The organism is Streptomyces parvus (assembly GCF_032121415.1).
GTDB classification, from domain to species: Bacteria; Actinomycetota; Actinomycetes; order Streptomycetales; family Streptomycetaceae; genus Streptomyces; species Streptomyces globisporus_A.
In genome coordinates, this window is record NZ_CP135079.1 from 1,097,371 (window position 1) to 1,113,797 (window position 16,427).

Below are 16,427 nucleotides of genomic sequence, written 5' to 3' on the forward strand. Positions count from 1 at the left end.
CCCATGGACTTCGCATTCGACGCCCGTACCGAGGAGCTGCGGAGCAGGCTGCTCGCGTTCATGGACGAGCATGTCTATCCGGCCGAGCAGGTCGCCGAGGAACAGCGGGCGCGGCTCGCCTCGCCGTGGGACACCCCGGCGGTCGTCGGGGAGCTGAAGGCCGAGGCCAAGCGGCAGGGACTGTGGAACCTCTTCCTGCCCGACGCGGAGTACGGGGCCGGGCTGACGAACCTCCAGTACGCCCCGCTCGCGGAGATCACCGGACGCTCCCCGCACCTCGCGCCGACCGCGACGAACTGCGCCGCCCCGGACACCGGGAACATGGAGGTGCTGTTCCAGTTCGCCACCGACGAGCAGAAGAAGCAGTGGCTGGAGCCGCTGCTCGCCGGGGAGATCCGCTCCGCGTTCGCGATGACCGAGCCGGACGTGGCGTCGTCGGACGCGACGAACATCGAGACCCGGATGGTCCGGGACGGCGATGACTACGTCATCAACGGGCGGAAGTGGTACATCTCCGGGGCGATGAACCCGGACTGCGCGGTCTTCATCGTGATGGGCAAGACCGACCCGGACGGCGAGGACATCCGCCGCCAGCAGTCGATGATCCTGGTCCCCCGCGACACCCCGGGCGTCGAGGTGCGGCGCGCGATGCAGGTGTACGGGTACGAGGACCACTCGCACGGCGGCCACGCCGAGGTGGTCTTCCACGACGTGCGGGTGCCCGCGGCGCATCTGATCGGCGAGGAGGGCGGCGGCTTCGCCATCGCCCAGGCACGGCTGGGTCCGGGCCGGATCCACCACTGCATGCGCCTGATCGGGATGGCGGAGCGGACCATCGAGCTGATGTGCCGGCGGGCGGTGGCGCGTGAGGCGTTCGGCAAGCCGCTGGCCGCGCAGGGCGTCGTGCAGAACTGGATCGCGGACGCCCGGGTCACGGTGGAGCAGCTGCGGCTGCTGGTGCTGAAGACGGCCTGGCTGATGGACACCGTGGGGAACAGGGGCGCGCACACCGAGATCCAGGCCATCAAGATCGCCACCCCGCGCGCGGTGGTGGACATCCTGGACTCCGCGGTGCAGCTGTACGGCGCGGGCGGGGTGAGCCAGGACTTCCCGCTGGCGGAGCTGTGGGCCTCGGCGCGGACGCTGCGGCTGGCGGACGGTCCCGACGAGGTGCACCAGCGGTCGCTGGCCCGGCGGGAGATCAAGCGGTACGTGTGACGGACGCGGTGCGGCCCCCTCCCGAGGTGCTCGTCGGGAGGGGGCCTACACATGCACGTACGCCTGCGGGAGGACTCGGAGCGGAACTCAGAAGGTGAGTTTCCAGCTGTCGATGTAGCCGGTGTCCTGGCGGGCGACGTCCTGGACCCGGAGCTTCCAGGAGCCGTTGGCCACCTCGCTGGAGGCGTTGACCGTGTACGTCGTGATGACGTTGTCGGCCGAGTCGCCGCTGCTGGAGTTCTTCAGCCGGTACGCGCTCCCGTCCGGGGCGAGCAGGTCCACGACGAGGTCGCCGCGGTAGGTGTGCTTGATGTCGACGCCGACCTGAAGTGCGGCCGGGGCGTTGCCCGTTCGTCCGGTGACCGCGACCGACGAGGTCACCGCCGCTCCGGCGTCCGGGACCGCCACGTCGGTGGTGTTGCTGAACACGCCTTCGCCGGTGGGCGGTTCGCCGGTGCCGGAGGACAGGGTCCAGACGGCGTGGGCGGCGGCGTCGCTGTTGCGGTCCAGGGCCGTGTCGTTGATGTTGCTCAGGTTGTCGCACGACGAGTGGTAGCAGCGGTCGAAGGCCTGGCCCGCCGTCCCGCCCCACTTCTGCGCCTGGGCCGCGGACTTGGTGTAGCCCGCGCCGGTGAAGAGCCCGCCGACGGGGACGCCGACGTTCTTGAAGGGGGCGTGGTCGGAACGGCCGTCGCCCTCGGTCTCGATCTCGGTGGGGACGCCCAGACCCGCGAAGTAGTCCTTGAAGGTCTTCTCGATGACCGGGTCGTCGTCGTAGACGAAGTAGCCGGCGTTGGGCGAGCCGATCATGTCGAAGTTGAGATAGCCGGAGAGCTTGGAACGCTCGGTGGACGGCAGGTTGTTGACGTAGTACTTCGAGCCGACCAGGCCCAGCTCCTCCGCGCCCCACCAGGCGAACCGCAGATGCTTGTCGGGCTGGTACCCGGCGCGGGAGACGGCGAGCGCGGTCTCCAGCACGGCGGCCGAGCCGGAGCCGTTGTCGTTGATCCCGGCGCCGGAGGAGACCGAGTCGAGGTGGGCCCCGGCCATCAGGACCTTGTTCGGGTCGCCGCCGGGCCAGTCGGCTATCAGGTTGTAGCCGGTGGCGCCGTTGGAGGTGAACTGCTGGAGCGTGGTGGTGTATCCGGCCGCGTCGAGCTTGGCCTTCACATAGTCGACGGACGCCTTGTAGCCGGGGCGGCCGTGGGCGCGGTTGCCGCCGTTGTTCGCGGCGATCGTCGAGAGCTGCGAGAGATGGGCCTTGACGTTGGCCACGGGGATGTCCGGCGTCGCCGCGGCAGCGGACGGTGTCGGCGCCCCGGCGGCCTGGGCGGCCGGCGCGCCGGCCCCGAGGGCGACGGCGAGGGCTACGGCGGCCAGGGCCGCCGGGGATCTGCGCAGGGTGGAACGGTTCGGTCTCATTCACGGGCTCCGGATTCCGTTGGGGACTGACGGAACGTGCGGGGGGTCCCCGGCCGCGCGGTGATCCGGCCGGGTCCTGGAGCGTGGGCCGGAAAGCGGCCCAGAGGTGCGCAATGCGTGACCGATGCTCAAGGAAATGACAGTGCTCCGTCAAGAGCGGAAACCGGACAGGTCCGTTCTATTAACGAACAGACCTCGGCCCGTGAACGCTGGCGCCCCCGGCGGGGGCCGGACATACCTCATACATCCAGATTCGCCCCGCCCGGCGGGGTGGGCCACTGGATCACCCCGTGGTGCCGGAACCCCGGCACGGCCCTACGGGCGCAGGGCCCGCAGCAGCAGGTCCGCGAGGTGGTCGGCGACCTCCTGACGGCTGAGCGGGCCGTCCGGGCGGTACCAGGTGGAGAGGTGGTGGACCGAACCGAAGTGGTAGTCGACGACCAGGTCGGCGGGGGTGGCGGAGGAGAACACGCCGCTGTCCTGCCCCTCCTCGATCAGCGCCCGGAACCGCTCGTGGTAGCGGCGGCGCTCGACGCGTACCTGCTTGTTCTTCTCGGGGCTCAGGTGGTGCATGGAGCGGAAGAAGATCGCGGCGTCGTCCAGGTTGTCGATGGTCGTGACCACCACGTCGGCCGCCGCGTCGCGCAGCCGCTGCTCGACGGGGGCCTCGGCGTCCGCGAAGGCGTCCAGGCGCTCCTGCTGGAGCCGCAGCACCCGGGCGTAGACCTCCTGGAGCAGGTCCTCCTTGGAGCCGAAGTAGTGGTAGAGCGCCCCCTTGGTGACGCCTGCCGCCTCGACGATCTCCTGGACCGAGGTGCGGTCGTACCCGCGCTCGGCGAAGAGCCGGGTGGCGGCGGCCAGCAGCCTCTGGGGGACGGGAGTGCCGTTCTGGTCCGTCGCCTTGGCCATGAGCCGCCACCTTCCTTTCGTACTGCGCGTGTGCTGTTTCGACGCTGTTCTAACGGGGGGAACGCAGTTCCCGCCTGAGGATCTTCCCACTCGCCGTCTTCGGCAGCTCGGTCAGGATCTCCACCTCGCGCGGATACTTGTACGCGGCGAGCCGTTCCTCGCAGTACGCGCCCAGCTCGCCGGGTTCCACCGAGGCCCCCGGGCGCAGACTCACGTACGCCCGGACCGTCTCCCCCCGGTAGGCGTCGGGCACGCCGACGACGGCCGCCTCCCGCACCGCCGGGTGGGTGTAGAGGACATCCTCCACCTCGCGGGGCCACACCTTGAACCCGGAGGCGTTGATCATGTCCTTCTTGCGGTCCACGACGTACAGCCAGCCCGCCGCGTCCATGAACCCGATGTCACCGGTGCGCAGCTCGCCGCCGGGGAAGGCGGCGGCGGTGGCCTCGGGGAGGTTCCAGTAGCCGGAGACGACCTGGGGGCCGCGCACCGCGATCTCCCCCTGCTCCCCGAAGGGCACCTCCCGCCCCTCCTCGTCGAGGATCCGGACGACGGTGTCGGGTCCGGGGACGCCGACGGAGAGCGTGCCGGAGACCGGGTCGACGGGGGCCTCCCGCTCGGGCGGGACCGAGGCGCAGGGGGCGGTGCACTCGGTGAGCCCGTAACCGTTGCGGATGTACGGGCCGAAGCCCGCGCGGAACTTCTCCACGAGCGCGGGCGGCAGGGGCGCGCCGCCGGAGGAGATCACCCGGAACGAGGCGAAGTGGTCCGGGGTGACGTCCGGATGCGCGGCCAGCGCCATGAAGGCGGTGGAAGGGCCGACGGTGTAGGCGGGTCGGTGCGTGGCGAAGGCCTCCAGGACGACGCCCGCCTCGAAGCGGTAGGCCAGGACGAGGGTGCCCGCGTTGGCGATACAGGCGGAGAGCTGGCAGACCATGCCGGTGATGTGGAAGAGCGGGGCGAGCGCGAAGTACGCGGAGCCCTCGGCGATCGGATGGCCGGTGCGCTGGCGTTCGGCGTTGACCATGATGTTGCCGTGGGCGTTCATCGCCCCCTTGGGGGTGCCGCTGGTGCCGGACGTGTAGCTGATCAGCGCCACGTCCTGGGCGGCGGGACCGCGGTCCGCCGGGGCCGGGTTCCCGGCGCGGGCGGCGGCCAGCAGATCGTCCGCGAGGTCGTCGGGGCCGGGGGCCGGAAGCCGTTCGAAGCCGAGGACGCGCGGGTCGTTCACGCTCTGGAGGTCCAGCTCGCAGGCGGTCAGCGCGATGCGGAGAGCCGGGGCGGCCGCCGCGGTGTCCCGGAGGTACGTCTCCCACGCCCGGGCCGAGCAGATCAGCGCGGTGACCCCGGCGTCCGCGAGGACGTGGGCGACCTCGCCCGCCTTGTACATCGGGTTGAGCGGTACGACGGTGGCCCCCGCCTTCCACGCGCCCAGCAGTGCCAGGACGAAGTGCGGGCTGTTCTGGAGCATGATCGCGACCCGGTCGCCGCGGCCCAGCCCCCGGGCGGCGAGGTGCCCGGCCACCGAGTCGGACAGCTCGTCGGTCTCGCGGTAGCTGAGCCGTCCGTCGAAGTAGGCCAGGGCCGCGTGGTCCGGGGCCCGGTCCACGGCCGCCCGCCAGGCGTGGAGCACGGTCGGGGGCGGGGTGACGGGGGCGCGCTGGGCCTCGCTGAGCAGGGCGAGCCAGGGCTGGGCGGCGTAGATCGAGCCGCCGGGGGAAGGGGCGGGGGCTTCGGGAGCCGGGGCTCCGGAGGTCGTGGCTCCGGCCGCCGGGGCGTCGGAAGGAGTCGGGTCGCTCATGCTCCGCTCCCCTCCTCCCACTGTTGCTGGAGCCGGTTCATCCCGCGCATCCACCGGTCGGGATCGGCGGCGCGGGCCTGGTAGTACCCGGCCACCTCGGGGTGCGGCAGGACCAGGAAGCGGTCGGCGTCCATCGCCGCGAACAGGGCGTCGGCGACGGCGTCCGGCTCGATGGCGCCAGGGGCGAGGACCAGCTCGCCGGCCGATCCGGCGGCGGTGAGCATGTCGGTGCGCACGCCCTGCGGACAGATCGCGTGGACTTTGATCCCGCGGTGGCGGTAGGTGAGCGAGAGCCACTCGGCGAAGGCCACCGCCCCGTGCTTGGTGACGCTGTACGGGGCGGCGCCGATCATCGTCAGCAGGCCGGCGGCGGATGCGGTGGTGACGAACCGCCCGCTGCCGCGCTCCAGCCAGTCCGGCAGGAGGGCCCTGGCCGCGCGGACGTGGGCCATCACGTTGACGTCCCAGGCGGCGGCCCAGACCTCCTCGTCGGCGAACGCGTCACCGGGCGAGGCCAGACCCGCGTTGGCACAGTAGACGTCGACCGTGCCGTCCAGCGCCTCCCGGGCCGCGTCCACGATCCCCGATGCGTCCCCGGCGACGGCGATGCCGCCGATCTCCTTCGCGAGCGGTTCGATCCGCGCGAGGTCGAGGTCGTTGACGACGACCCGCGCCCCTCCGGCGGCGAACCTGCGGGCCAGGGCGGCTCCGATGCCGCCTCCGGCCCCCGTGACCACCACGCCGGCGCCCTGCACCGTACCCATCGTCATCCCGCCTCTCCGATCCGGCTGCACCGGCAGACTAACCGGTCGGTATGTGATCCGGAAAGGGTCGGGAGTGGCCGGGGAGGAGCGCGGAGGGCGGCTCGGGGAATCAGCGCCGCCCAGGTCGTTCCGCGCGGCCCCGGCCCGCGCTAGCGTGCGTGGCCATGACAGTCGGCGCGATCATGGAGGTAGCGGAATGAGCCTGTCCCGACGTGGTGTGCTGGCCGCGGGAGGCGCGATGGGGGCGCTTGCGGCGACGGTGGCCGGCACCGGTAGCGCCTCCGCCGCCCCCGGACGCGGGCGCGGCCGGGTGCGTACCGGCTTCGACCGGCTGGCGGCCGACGGCTACCGGCTGTTGCGGGGCCAGAAGGTCGGAGTCGTCACCAACCCCACCGGCATCACCGCCGACGTCCGGCACATCGTCGATGTGATGCACCCCGACGAGCGGGTGAACCTGACCGCCGTGTTCGGCCCCGAGCACGGGTTCCGGGGCACCGCGCAGGCGGGCGGATCCGAGGGCCGTTACGACGACCCGGCGACCGGGCTGCCGGTCTACGACACGTACCTCAAGAGCGGGCGGGACCTCGCGGACGTCTTCACCGCCTCGGGCGTGGACACGGTCGTCTTCGACATCCAGGACGCGGGTGCGCGCTTCTACACGTACATCTGGACGCTCTACGACTGCATGGAGGCGGCGGCGCTCGCGGGGAAGCGGCTCGTCGTGCTGGACCGGCCGAACCCGGTGACCGGGCGGGCGGCGCTGGGTCCGGTGCTGGACCCGGCGTTCGCCACGTTCGTCGGCCGCCGGGAGATCGCCCAGGCGCACGGGATGACGGTGGCGGAGCTGGCGCTGTTCTTCAACGCGGAGTTCCTGCACGAGAACCCGGTACGGCTGGAGGTGGTGACGATGTCGGGGTGGCGGCGCTCGGACTTCTTCGACGACACCGGGCTGCCGTGGGTGCCGCCGAGCCCGAACATGCCGACGCCCGAGACGGCCCTCGTCTACTCCGGGACCTGCCTCTTCGAGGGGACGAACCTCTCCGAGGGCCGGGGCACCACGCGCCCCTTCGAACTCCTCGGCGCGGAGGGCATCGACCACCGCTGGGCGGCCGCGGCGAACGCGCTGGGGCTGCCGGGGGTCGCCTTCCGGGAGGCGTACTTCGCGCCGACGTTCTCCAAGTTCCGGGGCAAGACGGTGGGCGGGGTCCAGGTCCACGTCCAGGACCGGGAGGTCTTCGACCCGGTCCGCACCGGGATCGCCCTGCTGGTGACCGCGAAGCAGACGTGGAGCGGCTTCGCCTGGCGGCCGGACAACTGGATCGACAAGCTCACCGGGAACACCCGGGTCCGCACGATGATCGACGCGGGCGCGGACACGGACGCGGTGGTACGGGCGTGGCAGCGGGACCTCTCGGCGTTCCGGGCGAAGCGGCGGAGGTATCTGCGGTACGGGGGCTAGGACCGCTGTTCGCATCGGGCCGGGCCCACGGGGTCCGGCCCGACAGGGCCTTCCAGCTCCATGTCGCCGAGGTACTCGCCGTCGTCCGTGAGGCCACGCTTGCGGTAGCCGAGCCGGAGGTAGAACTCCTCGGGCCCGCCCTCGCCCGGCTTCCAGGTCACGGTCGAGACCTTCCCGCCGCGCCGGCGGATCTCCTCGTTCACCGCCCCGACGGCGAACCGCCCGTAGCCCCGGCCCTGCTCCCCCGCGGCGACGGCGAGCCGCCAGAGCCCGGACCGGTTCGGGGCGTCCGGCGCCCCCGCGTCGAAGTCGAACGCCAGGTCGAAGTAGGCCATCACGAAGCCGACGACGCGCTCACCGTCACAGATCAGCCGGGGCCAGGCGAGGTCGGGATGCACGTAGGCCTCGGCCAGGGACTGGGCGACCGGGGCGACGAAAGCGCGCTGCTCGGGTGCGACTTCCAGCCCGCAGGCGGCGAGCACGTTGTCGGGGGTGACCTTCTCCAGGCGCGGGTGAGCTGTTGTCATGGGGGGATCCAACCGCGCGGGCCCGCGCCGACGCCATCGGGTTTCGCCACCCCCGAGGGGACCGCGCGCCCTCGCACCACCCGCCCGTGCGCCGCTCCGCTTCCGCCCATGGCACCCCGCCCCACATGGGGATTCTCGGCCAATGGACGGATTTCATCTTTCGATGGAGCCGAAACGGGCAGGCGTACGTCCATTCCATGACGTCCAAGGACGAGCGACGGAGGTGGCGGTGTCATGGCCGGTTTCCGGAGTCTTGCGAGACAGGTCCGAGATCCGCGGGGCGATCTGGCCCTGCGGCGGTATTCACTGCGGAAGTGTCTGGAGAGGTTCGCCCCGTACGGGCACCGGGCGACCTGGGACCATCTGTGCGCCCGGCACGGGATCGACCCCGAGGACCGGGAGCCCGATCCGGTGCGCCTGCTGCGCGCACTGGACGAACTGGAGGAGGCGCGGGCGGTCTGGCTCGCGTACGAGGCGGGGTTCGCGGAGCGACGGCGGCGCGAGAAGCATGCGGGGCTGCGGCGGCCCGGCGCGTTCGACGACTGGCACCGGCGCACCTGGGGCGGTCACGGGGTGGCCCGCTGCACCGACCCGGGCGTCCATCCCACGGAGCCGCTCGCGGAGGTCCTGCGCCGCCTGATCGCGGCTCTCGGCTCCGGCCCCGGCTCCGCCTGTCCGGTCTGTGCGGGCACCGGCATCGAGTGGCGGCAGGAGCGGGGCGAGGAGCCGTGGGCGGGCCCGGTGTGCACGGGCTGCGGGATCGCGGTGCCGCAGCCCGCCCTGACCGACCGCACACTGGCCAGGGCCCGGCTGCCACGGCACCGGAGGCCGACCGCGGCGGCCGCGTGACCTGACCAAGAACGACGTTCGGTGCTTCGGTACGTCGGTACGTCGGTACTAAGGGCGGTGTTCGGTCGGCTGCTTGCGTTCGGGCATCAGACGGGAACCGGTGATCCTCTCGCCGTTGATGTCGTCGGGGTTGGAGAGGACGCAGGTCTCCAGCGACAGACAGCCGCAACCGATGCAGTCGGTCAGATGGTCGCGCAACCGGTGCAACTGCGTGATGCGCTCGTCCAGTTCCCTGCGCCATGCCTCGGAGAGACGGGCCCAGTCCTCGCGGTTCGGCGTGCGCTCCTCGGGCAGTTCGGCGAGCGCGTCCCGGATCGTGGCCAGCGGAATACCGACGCGCTGGGCCGCCCGGACGAACGCGACCCGGCGCAGCGCGTCACGGGAGTACCGGCGCTGGTTGCCACTGGTGCGGCTGCTGGTGATCAGGCCCTTGGACTCGTAGAAGTGCAGGGCCGAGACGGCGGCGCCGCTGCGCGCCGAGAGCTGGCCGACCGAGAGTTCGTGGAGTGTCTGCGGGATCTGGGGCACCCCTCAAACCTACTGCCATGTCGTTGACAGGAACGTGCCGCCCAACGATGCTGAGCAAGCGCTTAGACATCGCGCCGGATGGCGCGTCGAGCCGGAAGGCAGGGACCGGGAACATGGCAGAGCCGAGGATCTTCACGTCCGCACAGGAGCTGCGGGACTCAGTGGGCGAGCAGCTGGGACACAGCGACTGGCTGGAGATCGAGCAGAAGAGGATCGACCAGTTCGCCGAGGCGACCGGCGATCACCAGTGGATCCACGTGGACCCGGAGCGGGCGAAGGACGGGCCGTTCGGCACGACCATCGCGCACGGCTATCTGACGCTCTCGCTGCTGCCCGCGCTGGTACCGCAGGTGATGCGGGTCGAGGGCATGAAGATGGGCATCAACTACGGGGCCAACAAGGTCCGTTTCCCCTCGACCGTCCCGGTCGGCTCGCGGCTGCGGGCCACGGCGGTGCTCCGGGAGGTCACGGAGGTGGGCGGCGGCGTGCAGGTCACGGCGGTCGTCACCGTCGAGCGCGAGGACAGCGAGAAGCCGGCCTGTGTCGCGGAGTCGGTGTCCCGCTACTACTTCTGATTCCGGACACCACTCCCGGACCGCCGGGGCTACCGCGGAATCTGCCGGGCTCCGACCATCCGCAGGACGAGGTCGGCGTACAACTCGCCGACCTCGTCGGGCGTACGGCTGCCCTGGGCGTTGAACCAGCGGGCCACGTCGATGCAGAGGGAGAGCACCGCGAGCGTGGTGCCGGGGACGTCGGGGACGTCGAACTCGCCGTCGCGCACCCCTTCGCCGATGATCCGGCGCACCACCGCGTCGCTCCTGCGCCGCAGCGCGACGATCTCGGTGCGGTGCTCCTCGCCGAGCGCGTCGAGCTCGTACTGCACGACCCGGGCGGTGGTGTGGCGCTCCGCGTGCCAGCGGACGAAGGAGCGGACGGCCCCGGCGAGCCGTTCGGCGGCCGTGCCGTCCCGGTCCGCCGCGGTGTCGAGGACGTGCAGCGCCCGCTCGTGACCGATCTTGCTGATCCGGTGGAGCAGCTCTTCCTTGGTCGTGAAGTGGATGTAGAGCGCGGCAGGACTCATTCCGGCCCGGCCGGCGATGTCACGGGTGGTGGTCGCGTGGTACCCGCGCTCGGCGAAGGCGTCCACGGCGGCGACGAGGAGCCGCCTGGCCGCCTCGGGGGTGACCTCGCCCCACGGCGCGTCCTCGCCGGTCGTCTCCTCCGCCGCACTCATCGCCCAAAGCCCCTCTCCGTCGACAGGACGAACACCATACCCCGAACCTGAGCAAGCGCTTAGGGGCGGTCCGGCCGACGGTAAGGGGTCAGAGCTTCTGGAACGGGTCGTGCTCGGCGAGGATCTTCTCCAGCCGGGCCTGGTCGACCCGGCTGTGGATCTGCCCGGCCTCCTGGCGGTCCCTGATCACCTTGGCGAGCGTGAAGCAGGACGTGACCAGGTAGAGCACGCCGATGGCGAGGAATCCGCGCACCCAGGCGTCGGCGTCGAGGAAGAAGATACCGAAGGCGACCGCGCCGATGGCCACCATGAAGGAAGCCACGGCCTGGACGTAGAAGGCTGCGGTGCTCTGCTGCTTGACCGATGTCGTGTCACTCATGGGCTCAGCATCCGCCGACGTGGCGCACGCCACATCCGTGCCCGTACTCAGGCCGGTACTCAGACACCCGTACGAGCCCGGGCGCCGGTCAGAAGGCGGAAACGCCGGTGAGCGCCCGACCGATGATCAGCTTCTGGATCTGGCTGGTGCCCTCGTAGAGCGTCATCACGCGGGCGTCGCGCAGCAGCTTGCCGACCGGGTACTCGTCGATGTAGCCGTAGCCGCCGAAGACCTGGAGGGCGTTGTTGGCGCAGCGGACGGCGGCCTCGGAGGCGTACAGCTTGGCCTTCGAGGCGGCGGTGGCGAAATCCCGGCCCCGGTCGATCAGGTCGGCGACCCGCCAGGTCAGCAGCCGGGCGGCGTCCACGTCCACGGCGATGTCGCTCAGCAGCTCCTGGACGAGCTGGTGGCGGGCGATGACCTTGCCGAACTGCTCGCGCTCACCGGCGTAGCGCACGGCCGCGTCCAGGGCGGCCTGGGCGATGCCGACGCAGCCCGCCGCGACCGACATACGCCCCTTGGCGAGGGCGGACATGGCGATGGAGAAGCCCTTGCCCTCGGGGCCGAGGAGGCAGGACGCCGGTATCCGGACGTCCTCCAGGACCAGTTCGGCGGTGGCCTGGCCGCGCAGGCCCAGCTTGCCGTGGATGGTGCGCCGGGTGAGGCCGGGGGTGTCGGTGGGGACGAGGAAGGCGGAGACGCCGCGGTGGCCGGGGCTGTCGTCCGTCCGCGCGAAGAGCAGGACGACATCGGCCCAGGTGCCGTTGGTGATGAACATCTTGGTGCCGTTGACCACGTAGTCACCGCCGTCGCGGACGGCCCCGGTGACGAGGTTCCCGGCGTCCGAGCCGGTGCCGGGCTCGGTGAGGCCGAAGCAGCCGATCGCCTCGCCCGCCGTCAGCCGGGGCAGCCAGGCGCGCTTCTGCTCCTCGCTCCCCCAGGACGCGATCGTCTTGGCGACGAGGCCGAGCGATACGGAGACGATGCCGCGCACCGAGGAGTCGCCGCGTCCCAGCTCCTCGGTGACCAGGCAGTAGGAGAGATGGTCGCCGCCGGAGCCGCCGTACTCCTCGGGGACGGTCAGCCCCAGGAAGCCGAGGTCTCCGAGCTTCCTCACGATCGACCTGTCGACATTCTCGGCCCGGTCCCATGCGACGACGTGCGGGGTGACCTCGCGGGCGACGAAGTCCTCGGCCAGTTTCCGGACGGCTTCCTGCTCCACGCTGAGCGCCAGGTCCATCGTGCGCCACCCCGCTTCCGACGATCGCTTAATTAGCACTGCTAGTTTCTGGTTCGCAGGGCCTACTATGAGCCGCATGGCCCGACCGCGCAAGCCCCTCCTCAGCAGAGACCGCATCGTCGGGGCGGCGAGCGCCCTCGTGGACGCCGAGGGGCTCGACGCCGTCTCCACCCGTCGGCTGGCGGCCGTCCTCGGGGTGAGCGGGCCCTCGCTCTACAACCACTTCCGCAACAAGGAGGAGATCCTCGACGCCGTCGCCGACGCGGTCTCCGCACAGGTCGACCTGTCGATGTTCGAGGAGTCGGACCCGCGCGACTGGCGTGAGGCCCTGCACGACTGGGCGCTGTCCTACCGGGCCGCGCTCGCCGCGCACCCGCACATCGTCCCGGTGCTGGCCCGGGGGCCGGGCCGCCGTCCGGCGGGGCTGCGGGTGGCCGACGCGGTGTTCGGGGCGATGGTGGGGGCGGGGTGGCCGCCCGCGCAGGCGACCCGGATCGGGGCGCTGATGCGGTACTTCATCACCGGCTCGGCGCTGGGCTCCTTCGCCGGGGGTTTCGTCGACGACGAGACCGCCTACGATCCCGCCGACTATCCGCATCTCGGCCAGGCCCACCTGCTGGCCGACCACCGCCGCCAGGTCGACGAAGGGGCCTTCGAGACGGGGCTGCGGGCGCTGCTGGAAGGGCTGGCGATCCAGTACGAGCAGTACGCGCGGCCGGTGGGCGGCGACACGGCGACGGTTCGGCCGGTGCCGAACCGTCCGTGACGCACGCTGGACGTATGGACCGTTCCCCCCGGCCACGGCCGCACGGCTCCGGCGCCGTACGCCTCGCCGCGCTGGCCGCCCTCCTCGCGGACGAGACCCGCGCCGCCTTCTGCCTGGCGCTCCTGGACGGGCGGGCCTGGACCGCCGGCGAGCTGGCCCGGTACGCCGGTGTCGCCCCGTCCACCGCCAGTGAGCACCTGGGGCGGCTGGTCGCGGGCGGGCTGCTCGCCGAGGAGCGGCAGGGCCGCCACCGCTATGTCCGGCTGGTCGACGAGCGGGCGGCGCACCTGGTGGAGGAGCTGGCCTCCCGGACGGCGTCCGGCGAGCCTGAGCGGCCGCGGTCCCTGCGGGCGGCGAGCGCGGGCAGTGCGCTGGCCCGGGGGCGGACCTGTTACGACCATCTCGCCGGGCGGCTCGGCATCCGGATCACCGAGGCGATGACGGTAAGGGGGCTGCTGCGGCAGGACACCGGGTTCGCGCTGACCGAGGCGGGCCTGGAGTGGTTCGCCGCGCTCGGCATCTCCCTGGACCGGTCCGGGCGGCGCCCCCTGGTGCGGGGCTGCCTGGACTGGACGGAGCGGCGTCCGCACCTCGCAGGGGCGGCGGGGGCGGCGCTGTGCGCGCATGTGCTGGAGGCGGGGTGGTGCGAGCGGGTCGGGTCGGGTCGGGCGGTGCGGGTGACTTCGGCGGGGGTGCAGGCACTGTCCAAGGCGCTGGGCATCGACGCCGCGTCCCTCACCGCTTGACACCCCGCCGCCTGCGGACGGACCCGCGCCACCACAACCGGACCGACTCCTGCGGACGGACCCGCGCCACCACAGCCCGTCCGGCGTTTGAGGACGGAACCGGCGCTTGGGTTGAGCGGGGCCCCTGCTTTCCGGACACGGAGGAGTCGCCCCGTACGGCGCCACGGTTCCTTCCTCAAACGCCGGACGGGCTGCGCCTCGGAGGCGGACAAGCTGGGGGGGCAGACAGGCTGGAGGGGGCGCGGACGAGCTGGAGGAGGGGCGCCGGTTGACGGGGAATGACAATTCGGTGGGGAGCGAAGCGTTTCGGCTTTACGGTCGTGGCCATGACGACGACCCCGACCCCCTTCCCCGTCTCCCCACCGGCCCACCGCTGGCGGGCCCCCGCCGCCGCCTGCACCACCGTCGTGCTGTGGGCCTCCGCCTTCGTCTCCATCCGCAGTGCGGGCGAGGCCTACTCCCCCGGCGCGCTGGCCCTGGGTCGGCTGCTGGCGGGCGCGCTGGTGCTCGGGGCGATCCTGATCATCCGCCGGGAGGGGCTCCCGAGGCGCGGTGCCTGGCCCGGCATCATCACCTCGGGGGTGCTGTGGTTCGGGCTGTACATGGTGGCCCTGAATTGGGGCGAGCAGGAGGTCGACGCGGGAACGGCCGCGATGCTCGTGAACATCGGGCCGATCCTGATCGCCCTGCTCGGCGCCCGCATGCTCGGCGAGGGGCTGCCGCGCCGGCTGCTGCTGGGGATGGGCGTCTCGTTCGCGGGCGCGGTCGTCGTGGGACTCGCGATGTCCGGGCACGGCGGCTCCTCCGTGCTGGGCGTGGCGCTGTGCCTGCTGGCCGCCGTGGCGTACGCGGCGGGCGTGGTGAGCCAGAAGCCGGCCCTCGCGCACGGTTCCTCGCTCCAGATCAACACCTTCGGCTGCCTGATCGGGGCCGTCGTCTGTCTGCCGTTCACCGGGGTGCTGGTCTCCGAGGCCGCCGACGCCCCGCTGTCCGCCACCCTGAACATGGTCTACCTGGGCGTCTTCCCGACCGCGCTGGCCTTCACCACCTGGGGCTATGCGCTGGCCCGGACCACCGCGGGGAAGATGGGCGCGACCACGTACGCGGTCCCGGCGCTCGTCGTGGGGATGGCGTGGGTGCTCCTGGACGAGGTGCCGACCCCGCTCGGCATCGTCGGCGGGGCGCTGTGCCTGGCCGGGGTGGCGGTCTCCCGGAGCCGTCAGCAGCCTGGGCCCGCACGGGGAATTCCGGCGCGGCCGGTGGAGGGGTCCCGTCAGGACGAGGAGCGCCGAGCGGAACGGACGTAACGGGGCCAGGGGCGGGCCGGGCGGCCGGCGGTCCTTCGCGAGCCGGGACGCGGCGGGCAGCGCCGGACCCGCTGATCGAGGGCCCGGCCCCCCGGCTGTTCGAGGAGGGCGAGAGAGACGCCCGGCCGCCGGGGCCGGCCGCCTCGACCTCCCGGACGACGGACTGCCAGGTCTAGAACACCACCAGCGCGCGGCCGCCCTTGCCCGCGATCATGTTGTCGAAGGCGGCGGGGATGCCGTCCAGGGCGATGTGCTCGGTGACCATCATCGACAGGTCGAAGCGGCCCGCGCGGATGTGGTCGGCGAGGACGGGCAGATCGTGGGCCGGGTCGCTGTTGCCGTAGACGCAGCCCGTCAGGGACCGGCCCCAGTGGAAGATCTCCAGCGCGTTGAAGGTGACTTCCTGGTCCTTGCCCCCGATCCCGACGACCGTGGTGCGGCCGCCGCGCCGGGTGGACTCCCAGGCGGCCCGGATGGTCGCGGGCCGGCCGACGCACTCCACCGCGACGTCCGCGCCCTGGCCGCCGGTCAGCTTGCGGATCTCGCGCGGGGTGGTGGCGGAGGCGATGACGTAGTCGGTGGCGCCCGCCCGCCGGGCCAGCTCCTCCTTGGCCGGGGAGACGTCGACCGCGATGACCCTGGAGGCGCCCGCGATCCGGGCGGCCTGGAGCACGGCGAGGCCGACGCCGCCGATCCCGAAGACGACGACGCTCTCGCCCTCGCGGACCCGGGCGCTGTGGCGGACCGCCCCGTAGCCGGTCAGGACCGCGCAGCCGAGGAGGGCGGCGTCGGTGAGCGGGACGCCGTCGGGGGCGGGGAGGACGCAGTTGGCGGCGACGACGGTCTCCTCCGCGAAGGCCGCCACGTTGAGCCCGGGGTGGAGATCGGTGCCGTCCGCCGTACGGGCGTGGAGCCGGGAGATTCCCTTGAGGGCGTCGGCGCAGAGCCACACCTCGCCGATCCCGCAGTGGAAGCAGACCCCGCAGGAGGGGGCCCAGTTGAGGACGGCACCGTCGCCGGGCGCGACGTGCGTGACGCCCTCGCCGACGGCCAGGACGGTGCCCGCTCCCTCGTGACCGAGGACGGCCGGCACCGGGACGCGCATGGTGCCGTTGGACAGGGAGAGGTCGGAGTGGCAGACCCCGGCGGCGGTGAGTGCGATACGCACCTGGCCGGGGCCGGGCTCCGGCAGGACGATGTCGGTGATCTCCAGCGGAGCTCCGACGGCGGGAAGTACGGCGGCGCGGACCACGAACAGGCTCCTTACGAGGAAAG

At 72.3% G+C, this 16,427-nt stretch carries 17 protein-coding genes; 7 read left to right on the plus strand and 10 right to left on the minus strand.

Translation table 11 applies throughout. The annotated features are described in order from the left end of the window. Window positions 1-3: 3 nt before the first annotated feature. Window positions 4-1,218 (plus strand): acyl-CoA dehydrogenase family protein, encoded by a 1,215-nt coding sequence (locus tag RNL97_RS06015; protein ID WP_030590181.1) that lies wholly within the window; start codon window positions 4-6, stop codon window positions 1,216-1,218. A gap of 87 nt (window positions 1,219-1,305) precedes the next feature. Here the strand turns inward: RNL97_RS06015 and RNL97_RS06020 are convergent, their stop codons facing one another. The 4 genes from RNL97_RS06020 to RNL97_RS06035 all read right to left on the minus strand — a co-directional run bounded on the left by RNL97_RS06020 (window position 1,306) and on the right by RNL97_RS06035 (window position 6,120). Continuing rightward, a complete protein-coding gene (locus RNL97_RS06020; protein WP_030590185.1) occupies window positions 1,306-2,640 on the minus strand; it encodes a M28 family metallopeptidase in 1,335 nt (444 codons plus the stop codon). Between the two features lie 315 nt (window positions 2,641-2,955). Then, window positions 2,956-3,549 carry a TetR/AcrR family transcriptional regulator gene (locus tag RNL97_RS06025; RefSeq protein WP_030590188.1) on the minus strand — a complete coding sequence of 198 codons (594 nt, stop codon included), beginning with the start codon at window positions 3,547-3,549 and terminating at the stop codon, window positions 2,956-2,958. Window positions 3,550-3,598: 49 nt separating this feature from the next. Then, window positions 3,599-5,350 carry an AMP-binding protein gene (locus RNL97_RS06030; protein ID WP_243313600.1) on the minus strand — a complete coding sequence of 584 codons (1,752 nt, stop codon included), beginning with the start codon at window positions 5,348-5,350 and terminating at the stop codon, window positions 3,599-3,601. Next, window positions 5,347-6,120, minus strand: coding sequence for an SDR family oxidoreductase (locus RNL97_RS06035; protein WP_030590193.1), 774 nt, complete (start codon window positions 6,118-6,120; stop codon window positions 5,347-5,349). Before RNL97_RS06035 ends, RNL97_RS06030 begins: the two co-directional genes overlap by 4 nt. Window positions 6,121-6,310: 190 nt before the next feature. On the opposite strand from RNL97_RS06035, the gene RNL97_RS06040 reads away from it, so the two are divergent. Further along, window positions 6,311-7,573, plus strand: coding sequence for an exo-beta-N-acetylmuramidase NamZ family protein (locus tag RNL97_RS06040; RefSeq protein WP_243313602.1), 1,263 nt, complete (start codon window positions 6,311-6,313; stop codon window positions 7,571-7,573). Here RNL97_RS06040 and RNL97_RS06045 read toward each other — a convergent pair. Continuing rightward, window positions 7,570-8,100, minus strand: coding sequence for a GNAT family N-acetyltransferase (locus tag RNL97_RS06045; RefSeq protein ID WP_243313605.1), 531 nt, complete (start codon window positions 8,098-8,100; stop codon window positions 7,570-7,572). The genes RNL97_RS06040 and RNL97_RS06045 overlap by 4 nt on opposite strands. 234 nt (window positions 8,101-8,334) lie before the next feature. Between RNL97_RS06045 and RNL97_RS06050 the strand changes: the two genes are divergently transcribed. Continuing rightward, window positions 8,335-8,949, plus strand: coding sequence for a hypothetical protein (locus RNL97_RS06050; protein ID WP_030590196.1), 615 nt, complete (start codon window positions 8,335-8,337; stop codon window positions 8,947-8,949). A 48-nt stretch (window positions 8,950-8,997) separates the two neighbouring features. Here RNL97_RS06050 and soxR read toward each other — a convergent pair whose 3' ends face one another. Then, entirely contained in the window at window positions 8,998-9,477 is a 480-nt protein-coding gene (gene soxR / locus RNL97_RS06055) for a redox-sensitive transcriptional activator SoxR (RefSeq protein ID WP_030590197.1), read from the minus strand. Window positions 9,478-9,590: 113 nt separating this feature from the next. Between soxR and RNL97_RS06060 the strand changes: the two genes are divergently transcribed. Further along, window positions 9,591-10,052: a MaoC family dehydratase gene (locus RNL97_RS06060; RefSeq protein ID WP_030590198.1), complete on the plus strand. Its 462-nt coding sequence runs from the start codon at window positions 9,591-9,593 to the stop codon at window positions 10,050-10,052. Window positions 10,053-10,081: 29 nt separating this feature from the next. On the opposite strand, the gene RNL97_RS06065 is transcribed toward RNL97_RS06060, so the two are convergent. From RNL97_RS06065 to RNL97_RS06075, 3 genes are all read right to left on the minus strand, one after another. Next, the gene (locus tag RNL97_RS06065; RefSeq protein ID WP_030590199.1) at window positions 10,082-10,714 is read right to left on the minus strand and encodes a TetR/AcrR family transcriptional regulator; all 633 of its coding nucleotides are present in this window, start codon (window positions 10,712-10,714) and stop codon (window positions 10,082-10,084) included. Between the two features lie 88 nt (window positions 10,715-10,802). Continuing rightward, window positions 10,803-11,093, minus strand: a complete 291-nt coding sequence (locus RNL97_RS06070; RefSeq protein ID WP_010070249.1) for a YiaA/YiaB family inner membrane protein — start codon at window positions 11,091-11,093, stop codon at window positions 10,803-10,805. Between the two features lie 88 nt (window positions 11,094-11,181). After that, a complete protein-coding gene (locus RNL97_RS06075; RefSeq protein ID WP_030590201.1) occupies window positions 11,182-12,333 on the minus strand; it encodes an acyl-CoA dehydrogenase family protein in 1,152 nt (383 codons plus the stop codon). A 76-nt stretch (window positions 12,334-12,409) separates the two neighbouring features. Here RNL97_RS06075 and RNL97_RS06080 point away from each other — a divergent pair, with 76 nt between their 5' ends. From RNL97_RS06080 to RNL97_RS06090, 3 genes are all read left to right on the plus strand, one after another. After that, window positions 12,410-13,099, plus strand: a complete 690-nt coding sequence (locus tag RNL97_RS06080; protein ID WP_313750452.1) for a TetR/AcrR family transcriptional regulator — start codon at window positions 12,410-12,412, stop codon at window positions 13,097-13,099. Window positions 13,100-13,113: 14 nt separating this feature from the next. Continuing rightward, window positions 13,114-13,845, plus strand: a complete 732-nt coding sequence (locus RNL97_RS06085; RefSeq protein ID WP_313750453.1) for an ArsR/SmtB family transcription factor — start codon at window positions 13,114-13,116, stop codon at window positions 13,843-13,845. Window positions 13,846-14,171: 326 nt separating this feature from the next. Continuing rightward, window positions 14,172-15,152 carry a DMT family transporter gene (locus RNL97_RS06090; RefSeq protein ID WP_313750454.1) on the plus strand — a complete coding sequence of 327 codons (981 nt, stop codon included), beginning with the start codon at window positions 14,172-14,174 and terminating at the stop codon, window positions 15,150-15,152. Between the two features lie 172 nt (window positions 15,153-15,324). Here RNL97_RS06090 and RNL97_RS06095 read toward each other — a convergent pair whose 3' ends face one another. Then, complete coding sequence (locus RNL97_RS06095; RefSeq protein ID WP_030590208.1) at window positions 15,325-16,404, minus strand: Zn-dependent alcohol dehydrogenase; 1,080 nt, start codon at window positions 16,402-16,404, stop codon at window positions 15,325-15,327. Window positions 16,405-16,427 lie beyond the last annotated feature (23 nt).

Bases quoted from the DNA above. Each gene is read 5' to 3' on its own strand.
- RNL97_RS06015 (WP_030590181.1), top strand. From the start codon at position 4: ATGGACTTCGCATTCGACGCCCGTACCGAGGAGCTGCGGAGCAGGCTG.
- RNL97_RS06020 (WP_030590185.1), bottom strand. From the start codon at position 2,640: ATGAGACCGAACCGTTCCACCCTGCGCAGATCCCCGGCGGCCCTGGCC.
- RNL97_RS06025 (WP_030590188.1), bottom strand. From the start codon at position 3,549: ATGGCCAAGGCGACGGACCAGAACGGCACTCCCGTCCCCCAGAGGCTG.
- RNL97_RS06030 (WP_243313600.1), bottom strand. From the start codon at position 5,350: ATGAGCGACCCGACTCCTTCCGACGCCCCGGCGGCCGGAGCCACGACC.
- RNL97_RS06035 (WP_030590193.1), bottom strand. From the start codon at position 6,120: ATGACGATGGGTACGGTGCAGGGCGCCGGCGTGGTGGTCACGGGGGCC.
- RNL97_RS06040 (WP_243313602.1), top strand. From the start codon at position 6,311: ATGAGCCTGTCCCGACGTGGTGTGCTGGCCGCGGGAGGCGCGATGGGG.
- RNL97_RS06045 (WP_243313605.1), bottom strand. From the start codon at position 8,100: ATGACAACAGCTCACCCGCGCCTGGAGAAGGTCACCCCCGACAACGTG.
- RNL97_RS06050 (WP_030590196.1), top strand. From the start codon at position 8,335: ATGGCCGGTTTCCGGAGTCTTGCGAGACAGGTCCGAGATCCGCGGGGC.
- RNL97_RS06060 (WP_030590198.1), top strand. From the start codon at position 9,591: ATGGCAGAGCCGAGGATCTTCACGTCCGCACAGGAGCTGCGGGACTCA.
- RNL97_RS06065 (WP_030590199.1), bottom strand. From the start codon at position 10,714: ATGAGTGCGGCGGAGGAGACGACCGGCGAGGACGCGCCGTGGGGCGAG.
- RNL97_RS06070 (WP_010070249.1), bottom strand. From the start codon at position 11,093: ATGAGTGACACGACATCGGTCAAGCAGCAGAGCACCGCAGCCTTCTAC.
- RNL97_RS06075 (WP_030590201.1), bottom strand. From the start codon at position 12,333: ATGGACCTGGCGCTCAGCGTGGAGCAGGAAGCCGTCCGGAAACTGGCC.
- RNL97_RS06080 (WP_313750452.1), top strand. From the start codon at position 12,410: ATGGCCCGACCGCGCAAGCCCCTCCTCAGCAGAGACCGCATCGTCGGG.
- RNL97_RS06085 (WP_313750453.1), top strand. From the start codon at position 13,114: ATGGACCGTTCCCCCCGGCCACGGCCGCACGGCTCCGGCGCCGTACGC.
- RNL97_RS06090 (WP_313750454.1), top strand. From the start codon at position 14,172: ATGACGACGACCCCGACCCCCTTCCCCGTCTCCCCACCGGCCCACCGC.